This is a genomic window from Phragmitibacter flavus, from assembly GCF_005780165.1.
Taxonomy (GTDB): Bacteria; Verrucomicrobiota; Verrucomicrobiia; order Verrucomicrobiales; family Verrucomicrobiaceae; genus Phragmitibacter; species Phragmitibacter flavus.
On sequence record NZ_VAUV01000010.1, the window covers coordinates 217,795 to 235,248 of the forward strand.

The following is a 17,454-nucleotide window of genomic DNA, read 5'->3' on the forward strand; positions in this document are numbered from 1 at the left end:
TTCCGGCGCTCAGTCCATGGAGTGCCGAAGTGTCGTCGGCAATCATTGCTCTCTCCCCATCGGATCACCGACGTATCGTCGGTCATGAACAAATGGGACCTCACGCCCCCACAAACACCCAACTCCGCAGCGCCTCGCCCGCCACGGCCTCATTCGAAACGCCATAATCCCCTGGCAGCGCCAGCATCGCCCGCTCCCCTGACGCCGTGACCACACACAATTTTACCGGCACCTCACCGGGATTTTCCTTCAACAACCGCTCAATCGTCTCCAAATCCCCCACCCCGTGCTTCGCCGCATCGAGCAGCAACACCACCGGTTTGTAAAACTTCCTCACCCCGCCCTTTGCCCTTCCAAAGCCATTGCCTCCAGCCCCCTCCACCTTCGACTTGCCCGGCTTCAATGGCTTCACATCCTGCGCCGTTAACCGCACCATCTCCGTCCGATCATCACGCTCCGACCTCGCCCGCACCCCAATCGTCGCCCCGTCCACCACAAATTCCCGACACTTTTCATACGCCTCATTCCACATCACCACCTCGGCCGTGCCGGTAAAATCCTCCATCACAAACGTCGCAAAAGCCCGGTTGTCCTTCTTGGTAAACTTGATCTCCAGCTTCTGGATGAAACCGGCACAATGCACCGTCACTTTCTCCTCCTTCTGATCCTGCAAATCCGCCAGCGCCGTCACCTTCTTGCTCTCAAACACATGCCGGAAGTTGTCCAACGGATGCCCAGAGACATAGAAACCCAACAACTCCTTTTCAAACGCCATCACCTCTTCTTTGCTCCACGCCTTGACCGTGCTCTGATGCGATACCGGTGCCTTCGTCGTCACCATCTCATCATCCCCAAACAAACTCATCACCCCCGACTTTTTCTCCTTCTGCCGGCTCGCCGCCATCTGCAACACGCCGTCAATCCGATCAAATATCGCCGCGCGATGCTCGCCTGAGAAATCAAGCGCTCCCACTTTAATGAGAGCCTCCATCAACCGCTTGTTCAACTGCCGCGAATCCACCCGCGAAGCAAAATCCTCCACGTCCTTGAACGGTCCATGCAACTCCCGTTCCACAATCGCCGACGTCATCGCCGCCTCGCCCACATTCTTCACCGCCGACAATCCATAACGAATCGCATTCGGCTCCTCACTTCCCTCCACACACTCCGGTGCAAACTTCAAGGCACTCTTGTTCACGTCCGGCGGCAAAATCTGAATCCCCATCCGCTGACACTCACTGACAAACCCCGCAATCTTATCCGTGCTGTTGACCTCATACGACAACACCGCCGCCATGAACTCGACCGGATAGTTCGCTTTGAGATAAGCCGTCCGATAAGTCACAATCCCATAAGCCGCCGAGTGCGACTTGTTAAATCCATAACCCGCAAACTTCTCCAACAAGTCGAAGATATCATTCGCCTTCTTGGTCGGAATCTGATTGGTCTCCTCACACCCCTTCACAAACAACTCCCGCTGTTTGATCATCTCCTCCAGCTTCTTCTTACCCATCGCACGACGCAACAAATCCGCCGCCCCCAGCGTGAATCCCGCCAGCAAGTTGGCCGCCTTCTGCACCTGTTCCTGATAAATCAGAATCCCGTAAGTTTCCTTGCTGACATCCTCCAGCAACGGATGCAGATACTCCACCTTCTCCGTCCCCTTCTTACGCGCAATGAATGACGGAATCAGATCCATCGGGCCCGGACGATACAACGCCAGCAACGCAATGATCTCCTCAATGCGGTCCGGCTCCAGTTGCCGACACGTGTTCGACATCCCGCCAGATTCCATTTGGAACACCGCGATCGTCTCGCCCTTCTTCAGAAGCTCATAAGTCGCCGCATCATCCAGCGGCACCGCATCCAGATCAAAGCCCGGATTTCTCAACCTCACAAAATCCACCGCATCCTTGATCACCGTCAAGGTCTTCAACCCCAGGAAGTCCATCTTCAACATGCCCACATCCGTTAGCGGACCCATCGCAAACTGCGCCACCACCTCATCTTCACTTCCACGAGTTAATGGAATAAAATTGTCCAGCGGCTGATCCCCAATCACAATCCCCGCTGCATGGATCCCTGCGTTCCGTGACAACCCTTCAAGAAACGTCGCATACTGCCACAACTGCTGCGCATTCGCGTCTGTCTCCAGATACACCTTCAGCTCAGGATTCTGCTCCCGGGCTTTCGCCAGCGTCATCTTCAAATCCGCCGGAATCATCTTTGCCAAGCGATCCGCATCGCCATAACTCCACCCCAACACCCGGCCAACATCGCGCACCACACTCTTCGCGCCCATCGTTCCAAAGGTGATGATGTGGCTCACCGACCGCTCGCCATAATGCTGCCGCACATACTCAATCACCTCCGGCCTGCGTGTCTGGCAAAAGTCAATGTCCACATCCGGTGGCGACACCCGCTCAGGGTTCAAGAACCGTTCAAAGATCAACCCAAAACGGATCGGACAAAGATCCGTGATCCCCAACGCATAAGCCACCAGCGATCCCGCCGCCGAACCACGTCCCGGCCCCACTGGAATGCCATGATCCCGAGCCCACTTGATAAAATCCCAAACGATCAAGAAATACGACGTGAAGTTCATCTGGTTGATGACCCCCAGCTCATACTCCAATCGCTCCGTCAGCAACGCATCCTCATGCGCCCGCTCCTTGCCATACCGCTGCTCCATCCCGGCGATGCACATCTTCCGCAAATACTCCCCACGCTCCGATCCATCCGGCGGAGTGAACTGCGGATACTTCTCAATGCTCGCCGCATCCAGCTTCATCGTCACATTGCACTTCTCCGCAATCTCCAAAGTCGCATCACACGCCTCTGGAAACTCCGCAAACAACTGCCGCATCTGCTCCGCCGTCTTGAAATACACCTCCTCTGAATAGTGCAGCCGCTTCTCGTCATGCACGTTCGCGCCCGTGCCGATGCAGATCATCACATCATGCGCCTCATGATCCGCCTTGTTCAAAAAATGCACATCATTCGCCGCCACCAGCTTCAGCCCAAACTCCTTCGAAAACCTCGCCAGCGTCTCCATGATGCGCCGTTGCTGATCCATCCCATGGTTGTGGATCTCCAGATAAAAATTCTCGCGCCCAAAAATGTCGATGAACTCCTCGACGCTCTTGCGTGCCTCGTCCTCCCGATCCGACAAAATGAACTCATTGATCTCCCCCACCAAACACCCGCTCAAACAAATCAACCCCTTCGCATGCTCCCTCAGCGCGTCCTTGTCCACCCTCGGCTTCGAATACATCCCATCCAGGTGCGCCTTCGTCACCAGCTTCACCAAATTCGCATACCCCTCGTTCGTCGCCGCCAGCAACGTCAGATGCGAACTGCGCTTGCGCCCCGCCACATCCTTCTTGTCGGCCATCGATCCCGGCGCCAGATAAGCCTCACAGCCAATGATCGGCTTCACCCCCGCCTTGTGCGCTGCCTGATAGAACTCAATGGCCCCGAACAGGTTGCCATGATCCGTCATTGCCACCGCCGGCATCCCCAACTGCTTCACCCGCGCCATCAAATCCGGAATCCTCACCGCCCCATCGAGCATCGAGTATTCCGTATGTAAATGAAGGTGAACGAACGAATCTGCCATCGTCCAACTCACATAAAACAGCTATTCCCCCCGCGCAACCCTCACCCCCGAAAAGGATTTCTGACAGCCCGCTCGAAGAACCCGCGATCATTCATCTCGTCTCGAGAAAACCGCCCTCCAGAATCGACCTAATCCACTTTCTTCATCAGATCCGCCGTCCTCTGATTCTGCTCCTTTGGTTCTGACAACCCCGCCAGCCATTCACGGAACATCTGATTGAGCGTCATCCTGCGTTCGCGAGCAACAGCCCGCCCCTGCTCGATCAAAGACTCCTCGACTCTGAAGGTGATCTTTTTCATTTCACCCCAGGATGATGCACACAAGAACACTGTCAATTAGATTAAAACTCTGACCTACGTCCCCATCAACCGGTCCCCGAAGTCCCCAATCCCCGGCAAAATATACTTCTGCTCATTCAAACACCGATCCAGCACCGCCGTATAAATCATCACCCTCGGCTCCTTCTCTTCAATCATCGCCACCCCTTCCGGTGCCGCAATGATGCTCAACACCCGCAGATCCCGGGCCCCCACCGCCCGCGCCTCACCAATCGCATGCAATAAACTTCCTCCAGTCGCCAGCATCGGATCAACAATGATCACCGTTTGATCCGTGATCTCCGGAATGTTCGAATAATAACACCTCGGCAGCGCCGTCACATGATCCCGCTCCACTCCCAGATGACCAACCTGCGCCTCCGGCATCAACTCCAAAATCGGTGGCACCATCCCCAGTCCCGCCCGCAATACCGGAATAATCACCACCCCACTTCCCAACACCGCTCCCTCGCAATCCTCCAGCGGAGTCTGCACCTCACAAGACCTAAGCATCAGATCCCGCGTCGCCTCCAAAAACAGCACCGCCGTCAGCCGATTGCAAAGACTTCGAAACCGCGCCGTCTCCGTTTTCACATCACGAAGTTCCGCCACCCAAACCTGGGCCAGCGAATGTTGGAGGATTTGCAGTGGCATCACCATCATTCAAGCAAACCCAATGCCACCACACAAGCCCACAAGCCAGCGGACCGCGAAGTTGCACTTCGCCCCAGACCCGCTCCCGAAATTTTTGACTTCCGACTTCCGACTTATTTCAACGTCGCCAGATACGCCACCAAATCCCGGATCTCCTGTTTCGTCAGCAACGCGAACATCGGTGGCATCGAGGAAATCGCCGGTGTGCGCGATGCGATGTCCGCCAACTGCACCTTCACCTCTTTCCCTTCCCCATCCAAAATCGTCACCGACTGCGCATCCTCCGCCTTCAAAATCCCTGCCAGCGACGAACCATCCTTCAACGTCACCGACGCGATCCCATAACCAGGAGCAATGACCGCGCTCGGATTGATCACGCTTTCCAGCAACTTCTCCTTCGGCAAGCGGCCCGCAATCTTGCTCAATTCTGGCCCTGCCAATCCACCGCCACCACTCACCTTGTGACAGCGCATGCACTGAGCCGCCGTGTGATTCGCAAACAAATCCTTTCCACGCACCGGGTCCCCCCCATCCAGACTCACATCAAAAGCCGCAAACATGTTGTCCGCCGGCAATCTCGCCTGCCACGCCGTCAGCTTCTCCTTCGCTGCCGGAACCGTCTCCGCTGCCGTCAGCACATCCAGCTTCAACGTTGAAGGCAACCTGCCCGCCAGCAACTCGTCCATCAGCCCCACCACCGCCATCTGCGCTCGGTCGTCCTTCATCGCCGCCAATGCCGCAACCGCCTGCTGCTGCTGCGCCGTCTTGCCCGACTTCACCACCTCACCCAACACCTTCACGGCTTTGTCCGCATCCGTCTCCGCAAGAAGAATGGCCGCCGCAATGCGCAGCTCCGCAGGTGACCCCGCCGCCGCCGATATCTCCAACCCTTCGCCCAGCGCCGCATCCTTCTCCTGCGCCAACAGCCGCAACGCCTCCGAACGTGTCGAAGCATCACGCTTCCCATCCTTCAGCAAACTCACCAGCAAACTCCCCGGCAACTTGGCTCGCAAAGCCAACGCCGCCCGCAATGCCTCGTCCGCCACCTTGCCCGTTGTTCCCAACAGCTCCAACAAATGTGGACTCAATGCTGCCAGCGCCGGTGCCACATCGCGTTTTTCCAAAGGCCGATGAAATCCCACCACCCGCTCAAAAGGCGAAGGTTCCGCCCAATGCGCCAGCAAAAACAACGCCTCCCGACGAGACGCCTCAGGAGCCTTCGCATTCGATGCCCATTCCGACAACACCTTGGCATCGCCTACCCGCATCGCCGCATTCACCGCCCGCAAAGTCAACGCCTGTCCGGCCCCGACCGTTTTCTCATTTGCAAGCACAGCAGCCAAAGCAGGCAATGCCTCCACCACATTCGCATCATAAATTGCCCGCGCCGTTTCCGTCACCACCAAATCATCCTCATCCGCCAAAAATTCACGTAACTCCGGTGCCAGCAAACGCCTCAACGCCAGCACTGCGCCCATCCTCACCGACCGGTTCTCATGCTTGCTCAGCCCCGCCAAAGCCGCCCTATCACCTACCCCCGACAACAGCATGCTCATCGCGTGGCGCAACACCACATCCTTGTCCGCATTCTTCGCCCAAACCGCCACCGCCACCTCCTGCGCCTTTCTCTTCAGAACCGCATCCTTGGAATCCGCCAACTGCTTGCCCAGCGCAATTCCCAACTCTGCAAACACCGCCGCTTCCTGCTCCAGCTCAAACCTCGCCAACAACGCTCCAGCGATCGGCTCCCCCTTCAAGTCTCCCAACGTCTTCGCCACCTGCGTCCGCAAATTCACGTCCGCGTCATCCAACATCGGCACCAAAACCTCCACCACTTCCGTCACCTGATGCCGCAACGAACCCAACCCCCACACCCCGTGCAAACGCGCCGGAACCGTCACGCCCTCCTTCGCCTGCTTCACAAAAACCGCCAGCACTTCATCCCCACCCTTCTCCGCCAACGCATACTGCACCCGCAAACGCACCCGCATGTCCGCATGATTCAAAAGCCCCGCCAGATCCACCACATCCCGTTTCGCAAACCCCTCCTCAAAAATTTCCTTTACCTCCAACACCTTCGCGTCCTTCACCAACTTCTCATCCGCCACCGCAAAAATGTAACCCTCATTCTTGCCCGTCCATCCATCGATAAAATCACTCACATAAAACCGGCCATCCGGCGCAAAATCACAATCCGTCGCCAGCACGTTCCACACGAACTTGTCGATCTTCTTCATCGCAAACCCCGCCCCATTCCGCTCCACACTAAAATTCCACACCCCACTGTTCGCCGCCGCCCCTTTAAAATCACAAATAAAGAACGAATCCGCATACTTCTCATCCCCAATCGCTGTCACCCCGGGATAATAAACCAGCCCACTCGGACCATCCGTGATGTGCGCCACCGGCGGCAAAATCCACGCGGCCTGCTCCGGGGTCTGCAAATGCCACAGGCCCTCCGCGTCCCATGGACCCCGACCATACTTCCCGCCTTCCGTAATCGCTGGGGTTCCATACTGATACGTCATGCACCAACCCGTATCGCCCCCCTCCACCACATGCACCAGCCTCGCCCGGTCACCCGAGTCCCCATTGTTATCCACCGTGAACAAATTTCCCAACGCATCAAACGCCAGCTCCTGCGGATTCCTCAAACCCTTCGCAAACACCTCAAGCCCGGTCCCATCCGGCCAGCAACGGAACACCGCCCCACGTCCATCATCCATCGGATCCCGCAACCGCGATCCATCCGGCATCGGGATGTTGTAACCCCGGTCCGCCATGCTGAAATACAACCGTCCATCCGGACCCCACACCAGCCCATGCAAATCATGACCGCGAAACGCGTCGCGCACACCGAACCCCGTGAACACCTTGTCCTTCACCTCCGCCTTTCCATCCCCGTCCTTGTCACTCAGCTTCCAGACATGAGGAATGCAAGTGAACCACACCTCCCCATCTTTAACGATCAATCCCGCCGCCGTTCCATCCAGCACTTCGTTAAACGGGCCTGCAAAATCCGTGGTCAAATCCGCCACCCCGTCGCCATTGCTGTCCGCAATCATCCGCACCATCTCCCCCGCCCCCGTGAAGGTCGTCAATGGCGTCCGATGCTGCCACTTCTCATATTTTTTGACCCGATCCTCCACCGACTGCGCCTTCACATCGTCCTCCAGCCAATAAGCATGCGCCCGGTTGTCCGGCACTCCCACGCCCTGACGATGCGTCTCCGCCAAAAACATCCGCCCCTTCTCATCAAACGCAAAAGCCACCGGATTCGCCAGCATTGCCGCCCCCGCCCAAACCTCCGCCTTCAGCTCCGGCGGCACCGTGATGTTGTTCTGCTTCGACTTCGTCACCGCTCCCCCACCGTCTCCCAACTCTGCCCCCATGAGCATCGAAACCGTCAACAAAACCGTCAAATGGGTGATCCTGGATAAAAACATAATCAGAAGAGCGACGAACCAAGCAGGAATACGCCTCCCACGCAACCTCGGTCCACGCAAAATTGACAGGTAATACCCCTCATGGTATTACTTTGCCATGAAGGTCACCGTCAAAGGCCAGATCACCATCCCTCTCGCCATTCGCGAACACTACGGATTCTATCCCGGCGCCGAAGTCAAAATTGTCACCCGCAACGGACAGGCCGTCATTGAAAAATGCGACTACAATGATCAGTCCGATCAAATCAATGCCTGGCTCGACCGCTTTGCAGGATCTGCTACCAACAAAAGCATGACCACGGATGAAATCATGGCCATGACCCGCGGCGAGGACTGAAATGATCCTCGTTGACACCAATGTTCTCCTCGATCTGGCCAACCTCGACCCAAACTGGGCACCTTGGTCACGTTCGGCCCTTGGCAATGCTCTTCACAAAGGCTCCGTCGGTATCAACATCATCATCTACACCGAGCTCCTGCCGTCTTATCGCGACCCTGAAGAACTTGACCGAGCACTCTCGCACATTCAAATCAAACGCCTCCCCCTCCCCTACTCCGCCGCCTTCCCCGCCTCGCGAGCCTTCCTGGCCTACCGCAAATCCGGCGGCAAGCGCAACGCCCCGCTGCCCGACTTCTTCATCGGAGCCCACGCCGAAGCCGAAGGCCACACCATCCTCACCCGCGATCCCGCCCGCTACCGCCAATACTTCCCCACCGTCAATCTCATCTGCCCTTGAGTGACACAGGCTTGCAGCCTGTGGGTTCGACGGGCATTCTGCCCGTCCGTCGTTTCCATCGTCCTTGAACTCCCCCCATTTACCGCCGGAGGAGGGCTCCAGTTGGTGGTTGTGCTCCAGTTCTCATCTCCCTCGGCTCGCCCCAAGTCCAGTCGACGGCGAACAGCAGTTTGATGTCGAATAAACAAACACCCCCGATCACTCCCACCAAAGCACCACTCTGGGAGCAACAACAAAACCAGAATAGGGGGACATCCAACAGCTCTACCAAATTCACTTCAGCGAACAACCAAAAAACCTCTGAAGCGCCCCGCCGCGTCATGCTTCATTCCCCCATGGCACCATGGAACGCATTCTGCTTGCAGCCCCTCATACACAACTTCTATGCATTCAGCCGAATTGATCTGGTTTACGTCCTTCCTCGCGTTCTTCGCGTTCCTTCTTCTCTACTCGCTCGTCTCAGCACGCCGCGATACCGCTGTTCTTGAGAAAGCCAACAGCAAACTGCTCGAAGAAATCAGCACCCACCAGCAACTGGCCCTGGCCGCCAGGGATGACGTGAACGCCTGGCGCACCCTCACCGAAAAGCAGAACGAAGATATCCGCCTGCAAAACGCCACCTTCATCAGCCGACTCGACACTCTGCGCCGGCAGATCGACGATAAACAACTGGAACTCGACACCGTTAAACAAATGTGCAGCGCCCTGCCCGCTGCACAAGCCCGCGTGCTCGAACTCGAAAGAGAACTCGCCGTCTCGCGCCATCAAACCGAACAAATCCTCAAGCTGGCCCCCCAGCACGACCCCCTCCCAGCCCCCGCCATCGCCCCGACCGAACCAGCGCCCTTGCCTTCACCGACACCAACTTCTGAAGAGTTACCCTCCACACCCGAAATTCCCATCACCGTCCTGCAAGAACTGGAGCAAACCAAAATCGCCCTCGCCCAGAGCCGACGTCGGACCACCGAGCTTCAGCAAGCCCTTCTGCAAGCCAACATCAAGTCGCGCAAAAAACTCGCCAAAAAAAGCCGCTCCTAGTCGCCGCTGCGGGCATTCACCCCTGCCGCTGTCTTCGACACCCGCAGTCATCCAGACCCCTGCGAAGTCCCTCAGTCGCAGGACACAGACAGACACCATTTCGGTAAAAGTCGCACACACGAAGACATCCGTGTTTGTCGGTGTGCATTTGTGGAGGATCGGACTCCCTTCCCAAATCCCTCCCCCCATTCGTGTAAATTCGTGTCCATTCGTGGTTGAATCCCTCCCCACACTTGCAATGCCCCCCACCCCCAGTCACAATCTCGCCACGCACCCAATTTCCCATGCCTAAATCCAAGCCTACTTCCGTCAAGTCCTTCAAAAAACTCCTCGTCGCCAACCGCTCGGAGATCGCCATCCGCATCATGCGCGCCGCCACCGAACTCGGCATCCGCACCGTCGCCATCTACGCCAAAGAAGACCGCTTCTGCCCCCACCGCTTCAAAGCTGATGAAGCCTACGAACTCAATCCCGACAAAGGCCCCGTCGGCGCCTACCTCGACATCGAAGGCATCGTCACCCTCGCCAAAGAAAAAGGCGTCGACGCCATCCACCCCGGCTACGGATTCCTCTCCGAAAACCCCCAGTTCGCCAAAGCCTGCGCCGCCGCCGGCATCACCTTCATCGGACCCGACGCCGACATCCTCGACATGATGGGCGACAAAACCGCCGCCCGTAACATCGCCCGCAAACTCGAAGTTCCCATCCTCGAAGGCACCGACGAACCCGTCTCCAACCGCAAAGCCGCCATCGCCATCGCCAAAAAAATCGGCTTCCCCCTCATCATCAAAGCCGCCTTCGGTGGCGGCGGTCGCGGCATGCGCGTCGTGCGCGAACCCCAGGACCTCGAAAAACTCCTCGACGAAGCGCAAACTGAAGCCGAACGCGCCTTCGGCAACGGCGCCGTCTTCCTCGAAAAATTCGTCGGAAAGGCCAAACACATCGAAGTCCAAATCCTCGCCGACAAACACGGCAACGTCCTCCACCTCCACGAACGCGACTGCTCCGTCCAGCGCCGTCACCAAAAAGTCATCGAACAAGCCCCCAGCTACGGCCTCGACCAATCCGTCGTCGACGGACTCTGCGACGCCGCCATTAAACTCGCCAAGGAAGTCAACTACACCCACGCCGGCACCGTCGAATTCCTCGTCGACCACGAAACCGGCGAATGGTTCTTCATCGAGATGAACCCCCGCATCCAGGTCGAACACACCGTCACCGAAGAAGTCACCGGCATCGACATCGTTCGCTCCCAAATCCTCATCGCCCAGGGCCACCAACTCCACGAAGAACCCATGCGCCTCCCCGCGCAACCCGACATCGAAAAATCCGGCTACGCCATCCAGTGCCGCATCACCACCGAAGACCCCGAAAACGGCTTCACCCCCGACTTCGGCCAGATCCTCACCTACCGCAGCGCCGGCGGCTTCGGCGTCCGACTCGATGGAGCCCTCGGCGCCACCAACGCCATCATCACTCCCTACTACGACTCCATGCTGGTGAAGCTCACCGTCTACGGCCGCACCTACCAGCAGGCCCTTGACCGCATGGACCGCTCCCTGCGCGAATTCCGCATCCGCGGCGTCAAAACCAACATCCCGTTCCTCATGAACGTGATCCATCACGCCGACTTCAAAACCGGTAACGCCACCACCCGCTTCATCGACAACAACCCCGAACTCCTCCAGTTCACCGCCCGCAAAGACCGCGCCACGAAGCTCCTCAACTACCTTGCCGACACCAAAGTCAACGGCAACCCCTACGCCAAAGGCTACAAACCCGGCAAAGTCTTCCCCGCCCCTCCCATCCCCAACTGGGACCACCGCAACGACATCACCCCCGGCACCAAACAACTCCTCGAAAAACTCGGACCCGAAAAATTCTGCTCCGACTGGGTCGCCAAACAAAAGCGCCTGCTCCTCACCGACACCACCATGCGCGACGCCCACCAGTCGCTCCTCGCAACCCGCATGCGCAGCTTCGACATGCTCGCCATCGCCGGAGCCGTCGCCCATCGCACCCCCAACCTCTTCTCCCTTGAAATGTGGGGCGGCGCCACCTTCGATGTCTCCATGCGCTTCCTCCGCGAAGACCCATGGGAACGCCTCCGCAACATCCGCGCCCAGGTCCCCAACATCCTTTTACAAATGCTCTTCCGCGGCTCCAACGCCGTCGGTTACACCAACTACCCCGACAACATCGTCAAAGGTTTCATCAAACACGCCGCCGCCAACGGCATGGACATCTTCCGCATCTTCGACAGCCTCAACTACCTGCCCAACCTCCAGGTCGCCATGACCGCCGTGCGCGAGGAAACCAACTCCATCTGTGAAGGCACCCTCTGTTACACCGGCGACATCCTCGATCCCAAACGCGACAAATACGACCTCCAATACTACGTCCGCCTCGCCAAGGAACTCCAGCAAATGGGAGCCCACCTCCTCTGCATCAAAGACATGGCCGGCCTCGTCCGACCCCATGCCGCCAAAAAACTCGTCAAAACCCTCAAAGAAGAAACCGGCCTCCCCGTCCACTTCCACACCCACGACACCAGCGGCCTCAACGCCTCCACCCTCCTGAACGCCTCCGAAGCCGGAGTCGACATCATCGACGCCGCCCTCTCCAGCCTCAGCGGCGGCACCTCCCAGCCCAACCTCAACTCCATCGTCGCCGCCCTCCAGCACACCCCCCGCGACACCGGCATCGACCTCGACACCCTCCAGGAATTCTCCGACTACTGGGCCGCCGTCCGTCAATACTACAAACCCTTCGACACCGCCGAACCCTACGGCACCGCCGAAGTCTACCTCCACGAAATGCCCGGCGGCCAATACACCAACCTCAAAGAACAAGCCTCCGGCATGGGCCTCGGCCACCGCTGGCCCGAAATCGCCCACGCCTACGCCGAGGTCAACCAGCTCTGCGGCGACATCGTCAAAGTCACCCCCTCCAGCAAAGTCGTCGGCGACCTCGCCATCGAATGCGTCGCCCGCGGCGTCAAACCCGCCGACATCTTCAACCTCACCGGCGCCAAATGGAGCAAAGACGTCACCAGCATGTTTCAGGGCTGGCTCGGCGAACCCTTCTACGGCATGGAAAAAGCAAAAGCCGCCGACTCCAAAAAGAAATGGTCCAAACTCGCCGACGCCATTGTCGGCAAAGAAGGCGAACGCATCAAAGGCCGCCCCGGCAAACACGCCGCCAAGATCGACCTCAACGAAGTCCGCGCCGAACTCACCACCAAACTCGGCACCGACCCCACCGAAGACGACCTCTGGAGCTACCTCATGTATCCCGACGTCTTCCTAAAGTTCGCCACCTTCCGCGCCGAATACGGCGACGTCAGCGTCCTCCCCACCCCTGCCTATTATTACGGCATGCTTCAGGACGAGGAAATCCACGTCAATCTCGAAGAAGGCAAAACCCTCTTCGTCACCCTCCTCAACCTCACCGAAGCCGACAAAAACGGTCAACGCACCGCCATCTTCGAACTCAACGGCTACCCCCGCCACACCACCGTCACCGACAAGTTATTAGCCAAAGAAGTCATCACCAAACCCAAAGCCGACCCCAACGACAAACACCAAGTCGGTGCCCCCATGCCCGGCATGGTCGCCAGCATCGCCGTCAACGTCGGTCAAAAAGTCAAAGAAGGCGAAACCCTAGTCACCTTAGAAGCCATGAAAATGTTCGCCGCCGTCTCCTCCCCCATGTCCGGCACCGTCACCGAAGTCCTCATCAAAGTCAGCGAAAACGTCGAATCCAAAGACCTCCTGATCCGCCTGGCGAAGTAGCAAGCAAAGAGTTTTTGCCCTTGCATCCCACATCACTCCTACTATTCACCCCAACACTCGATCGACTACGCCATAGAACATGATGTTGAAGTTGAAGGTGCTACAGCATTGCAATACACATTTAGTTAACAGACATCCTGCTTTTGCTCCGCCAAATTTGATATAAAGGCGTGCATTTTCTGCGAAATTCTTTGAATTCATCTAATTGCACGATAACTTCTCTTCGTTTCGGACGAGCAAAATACTAGATGTCTGACCATGACCTTTGAACGACCCAAACTTTGCACTAATTGGTCTTACCTTTTGGTCTTGGCTGCCACGCTCTGCGGAGCGTCTCACCCTGTCCTCGGAGCTATCGTCGTTTCTGAATCATTCTCTGGCTACACTCCTGGCCTTGTCTATAATCAGCCCGCTCAGGGCACCAACATCACAGGCACTTGGGGTGGATCATTTAATCCTTCGGTAACATTCGTTTCATCGAGCCTTTCCTTCGGATCGATGCAAACAAGTGGAGGAGCCCTACAGATCACTGCGACCGCGAGCGTGTCTCCCGTTTCCAATCAAGCTGGCTTCAACGTTGGTCCAGGAGCTGGTAATGTGACCGGGGACCTCTGGGCAAGTTTTCTCTACCGACCGGAGACAACCGACTCCGATTTGTTGATGCACAGTTCCTCGATCGGAACCTTGCAAGTTGGTCCTAATAATACGCATTTAAGTTTGAGTGCTCAGCTTGGAACTAGTTCTTACTATGATCTTGTTCCCGGTCAAACCTATCTGATACTGATGCATTATACCAACGTCGGCATGGCTAATGCGTCTCATGGTTCCCTGATGGTGCTCACGGTGGAACAATACGAGAACTGGAAAGCATCTGGAGGCACTGAATCAGCACTTAATGCCCGCCTAGTGTCGCAATTAGATTCTGGAATATTTGGCAGAAGTGAATCAGATTCCACAGGCCCGATCACTTTTGGCAGCGGTTCATGGGCGAGCTTTGCGACCGATGCTACTTTTTTCAATACGAGCACCATGACATTTGATGAAATGCGGTTTGCCACATCACTAGAAGAAGCCGCACAAGTTCCTGAGCTATTTGTATCGAGTTATCTGATTCTCGGCGGCTTGGTAATTTTTGTTGCCAAACGTAGGCGCTCTATTTGAACAGCAGCTAGCTGTGTCAACGAGTTCTATGTGTCCGTCTATTTATTGTGGACTTCCGAAATAGCGGGCCGCTTGGAAGTGATATCGAAATACGAGGCATGATCAGACACATAAAGCAACGCTAGCAATCGAACATTCTCTCGCTCAGTCTGTGCCTCACGGAGAGCTTCCGTTTGCACATGCCAGGCATCCCCACGTTCCTGAATGCGCCTGATTCTCTGCTCATGAGTAAGCGGTGGTGCATCACCATCTAGGATCCGACGGACATCCACCAGATAGTCCGCATCCTGAGGCGCCCCCACTTCCAAGAGCGCTTCAATAAAAAGCTCCAATGGCATGTCTTCATTGGATCCATCTACCAAGTCACCCTGCTCGCCCAACCAACGGATCGCAGCGTATTCGTCTGCCACCCTGGCTATCCGCTCATGATGATTGACGTTGGCAAGCCCCAGATGTTGCACTTTACCTTGGATCGGGCAGACCACGCCAGGCAAGCCACGCTTGCACTGCATATTCAGAAAGCCCCTCCTCCTTTGAATTGACCAATATCCACAGCAGGCGCCTTCCTTCCGTTTCACAATGAGAGAGCATCGCAGCTGCTAGCTCCAATTGAGCCATTTTCTCGCTGTAAGAGAGTGCCGCTAAATCGTTGAGATTTAACCAGGACTCCAACATTTTTCGTGGCAGAACGATTCCGTGTCCATTCAACGCACGCATGATGGCAGTGAACAACCTATTTTCCTTTGCCAAGCAGTCAGGAGCCTTGAGGAGTTTCACTGCCCATTCACGATCCATCTGCAAAAGTAGTTCAGGGATGGAATCTGATCCTCCGGGAGGATTCGTTTCATTTCGCTGGTCGAGATACGGAGATAACAATTGAAACGCCCTGACCTTGTAGTGATCCTGCGCCACCCCGCTAACGATAGCTTCCTTCACGCCAAAAACTACAGTGCTAAATCGAACCCCTGAATCTTTCAAACAAGCTTCCATAAAAGGGATCGCACCGTCTTGTCCGGTGGCAATGACCTTCAATCGAATATTATCCCCCGTCATCCACTCGGAACCAAGTTTGTCATGCAATGCTAGCAGCGTCGGCAAACGCTCCGTCACCGGAAGTTCCATCGCCGACTTCAACTGAACATCACCGCGTTCCAGTTTCCTGTTGAGGCGAAAACGCCACCACTCTTTGAGGACAAGTGTTCGTCCGTGGAGTTTGCCCGTAGGCAGATAATTCCAAGCAAGCCAACAACCAACTATAAATGAAGCTGCAAGGCAGGGATAAAAAATCAATGGCGACATTCTGCTTCCATTGACACGCCCACCATCCTCAGAGTCAACGCCAAATATGTTCCTCCGGGTGGGTCATTTGACAGCAACATTTTTACTTCAATGGACGAACATATCATTCTCTTCCCCATCCTCATGTGGAGCATTGGACGCTGGGCCTTCGCCGAATTCATGGTTCTGCAACCCGCCCCATAAACAGCACCAGCCCGCTTAGCCGGTGCCGCACCACAAATACGAACGGATGATCCGCATTGAAGATCATTGGTCGCGTTTGGTCCCGCTGTTCTTCCCCATCGCCCGGACCAAACGGAGCAGCCGGAACCGCCGTCGCTGCACTTGCCTCCGCCCCAACCTCGTTTACCTCCACCGTCGCCTCGTGCCACTCGTCACCAAGGAAAGGCGGCGGCTCAGGCGAGATGCCCTGCAACTCCGCACGATCCTGCTCAAACACTCGTTTGATCCCCAATCGGCCAACACTTTCCCGATACGAACCTACCATCGAAAACGAAAACCGCGGAATCCTCACCAAAACCTTCCGCGTTCTTGCTGTTGAGTGAACTTCCTTCAGCAAATCCGTCGACAACCCCACCTCCAAACCCGCCAGACCTCCTCGCACTCGCGGCAGCAAAAACGTCATCGCGAACCCCTCCATTCCCTCATCGAACGGCAACTCCACCGCCTGCCACCGGTCATTCATAAACCCACGAAGATCGCTTTCCTGCTGCATCATCATCACCGGTTTTGAAACCCCCGGTGACAGCGTCTGAAACATCCCCTGCTTCGACTCCCTCGGATCAAACGCCAGTCCCCAATTCCCCTTCAAATACAGCGTGCTCGCCGCCACCATCCTCGTCTCCTTGGTAACCGCCCCCTCGCCCAGAAAGCTCGGAATCCGCTGCCGTGTATCCCTCGCCACCAACCCGTTGATCTCCCTGATCGCCCGCGCCGGATCCGTAAAATCCATCGCCCTTGGACTCAGTCCAAACACCTCTTCCGCCGTCTTCATGAATACCGGCCGGATCCACCGCTGCTCCGAAAGCCACAAATACTGCCCCGACTGCAACCACCTCCCCGCCCCCGCATCCATCACCAGAAAACCCCTCAACGCCCGCACCTCATCAAACCTCTCCTCCCCCTCCACCTTCCAATGCAACCCCCGCTTCAATTCTTCCAAAGTCTCCCCTGAAGCCCCCTCTTGAATCAGCATCAATAACGAGTGCAACCCCACCGGCGAACAAACCACATTCCCCTTCCCCTCCCGCAACACTCCATACAGATCCATCGCAAACGCATTCGAAGCCTCCACCGCCTTCTCTCCCTTCCCAGTCTCTTGCGTCCACAAATCTCCACCAACCATCCCAAAAACCATCGCTGCACCGAATGCTCTCAACATTCGCGCAT

General features: G+C 56.7%; 12 protein-coding genes. 5 read left to right on the forward strand and 7 right to left on the reverse strand.

Annotated features, from left to right (window positions below):
- Positions 1 to 100: 100 nt before the first annotated feature.
- The 4 genes from dnaE to FEM03_RS15180 all read right to left on the reverse strand — a co-directional run bounded on the left by dnaE (position 101) and on the right by FEM03_RS15180 (position 8,036).
- A complete protein-coding gene (gene dnaE, locus FEM03_RS15170; protein ID WP_138087127.1) occupies positions 101 to 3,619 on the reverse strand; it encodes a DNA polymerase III subunit alpha in 3,519 nt (1,172 codons plus the stop codon).
- Between the two features lie 128 nt (positions 3,620 to 3,747).
- Positions 3,748 to 3,918 carry a hypothetical protein gene (locus FEM03_RS24480; RefSeq protein WP_166442889.1) on the reverse strand — a complete coding sequence of 57 codons (171 nt, stop codon included), beginning with the start codon at positions 3,916 to 3,918 and terminating at the stop codon, positions 3,748 to 3,750.
- 54 nt (positions 3,919 to 3,972) lie between these two features.
- Positions 3,973 to 4,590 carry a uracil phosphoribosyltransferase gene (gene upp / locus FEM03_RS15175; protein ID WP_138087128.1) on the reverse strand — a complete coding sequence of 206 codons (618 nt, stop codon included), beginning with the start codon at positions 4,588 to 4,590 and terminating at the stop codon, positions 3,973 to 3,975.
- Positions 4,591 to 4,703: 113 nt separating this feature from the next.
- Positions 4,704 to 8,036 (reverse strand): DUF7133 domain-containing protein, encoded by a 3,333-nt coding sequence (locus tag FEM03_RS15180; RefSeq protein WP_138087129.1) that lies wholly within the window; start codon positions 8,034 to 8,036, stop codon positions 4,704 to 4,706.
- Positions 8,037 to 8,133: 97 nt separating this feature from the next.
- Between FEM03_RS15180 and FEM03_RS15185 the strand changes: the two genes are divergently transcribed.
- The 5 genes from FEM03_RS15185 (at position 8,134) to FEM03_RS15205 (ending at position 14,766) form a co-directional block, all read left to right on the forward strand.
- Positions 8,134 to 8,373: an AbrB/MazE/SpoVT family DNA-binding domain-containing protein gene (locus FEM03_RS15185; RefSeq protein ID WP_138087130.1), complete on the forward strand. Its 240-nt coding sequence runs from the start codon at positions 8,134 to 8,136 to the stop codon at positions 8,371 to 8,373.
- A 1-nt stretch (position 8,374) separates the two neighbouring features.
- A complete protein-coding gene (locus tag FEM03_RS15190; protein ID WP_138087131.1) occupies positions 8,375 to 8,773 on the forward strand; it encodes a type II toxin-antitoxin system VapC family toxin in 399 nt (132 codons plus the stop codon).
- Between the two features lie 384 nt (positions 8,774 to 9,157).
- Entirely contained in the window at positions 9,158 to 9,811 is a 654-nt protein-coding gene (locus FEM03_RS15195) for a hypothetical protein (RefSeq protein WP_138087132.1), read from the forward strand.
- 284 nt (positions 9,812 to 10,095) lie between these two features.
- A complete protein-coding gene (locus FEM03_RS15200; RefSeq protein ID WP_138087133.1) occupies positions 10,096 to 13,605 on the forward strand; it encodes a pyruvate carboxylase in 3,510 nt (1,169 codons plus the stop codon).
- A gap of 309 nt (positions 13,606 to 13,914) precedes the next feature.
- Positions 13,915 to 14,766, forward strand: a complete 852-nt coding sequence (locus tag FEM03_RS15205; protein WP_138087134.1) for a hypothetical protein — start codon at positions 13,915 to 13,917, stop codon at positions 14,764 to 14,766.
- Positions 14,767 to 14,804: 38 nt separating this feature from the next.
- Here the strand turns inward: FEM03_RS15205 and FEM03_RS15210 are convergent, their stop codons facing one another.
- The 3 genes from FEM03_RS15210 to FEM03_RS15220 all read right to left on the reverse strand — a co-directional run bounded on the left by FEM03_RS15210 (position 14,805) and on the right by FEM03_RS15220 (position 17,446).
- The gene (locus tag FEM03_RS15210) at positions 14,805 to 15,260 is read right to left on the reverse strand and encodes a hypothetical protein (RefSeq protein ID WP_206171024.1); all 456 of its coding nucleotides are present in this window, start codon (positions 15,258 to 15,260) and stop codon (positions 14,805 to 14,807) included.
- Positions 15,229 to 16,065, reverse strand: a complete 837-nt coding sequence (locus FEM03_RS15215; protein ID WP_138087136.1) for a hypothetical protein — start codon at positions 16,063 to 16,065, stop codon at positions 15,229 to 15,231. The genes FEM03_RS15210 and FEM03_RS15215 overlap by 32 nt, the downstream gene beginning before the upstream one ends.
- 157 nt (positions 16,066 to 16,222) lie before the next feature.
- A complete protein-coding gene (locus FEM03_RS15220; protein ID WP_138087137.1) occupies positions 16,223 to 17,446 on the reverse strand; it encodes a serpin family protein in 1,224 nt (407 codons plus the stop codon).
- Between the last annotated feature and the right edge of the window lie 8 nt (positions 17,447 to 17,454).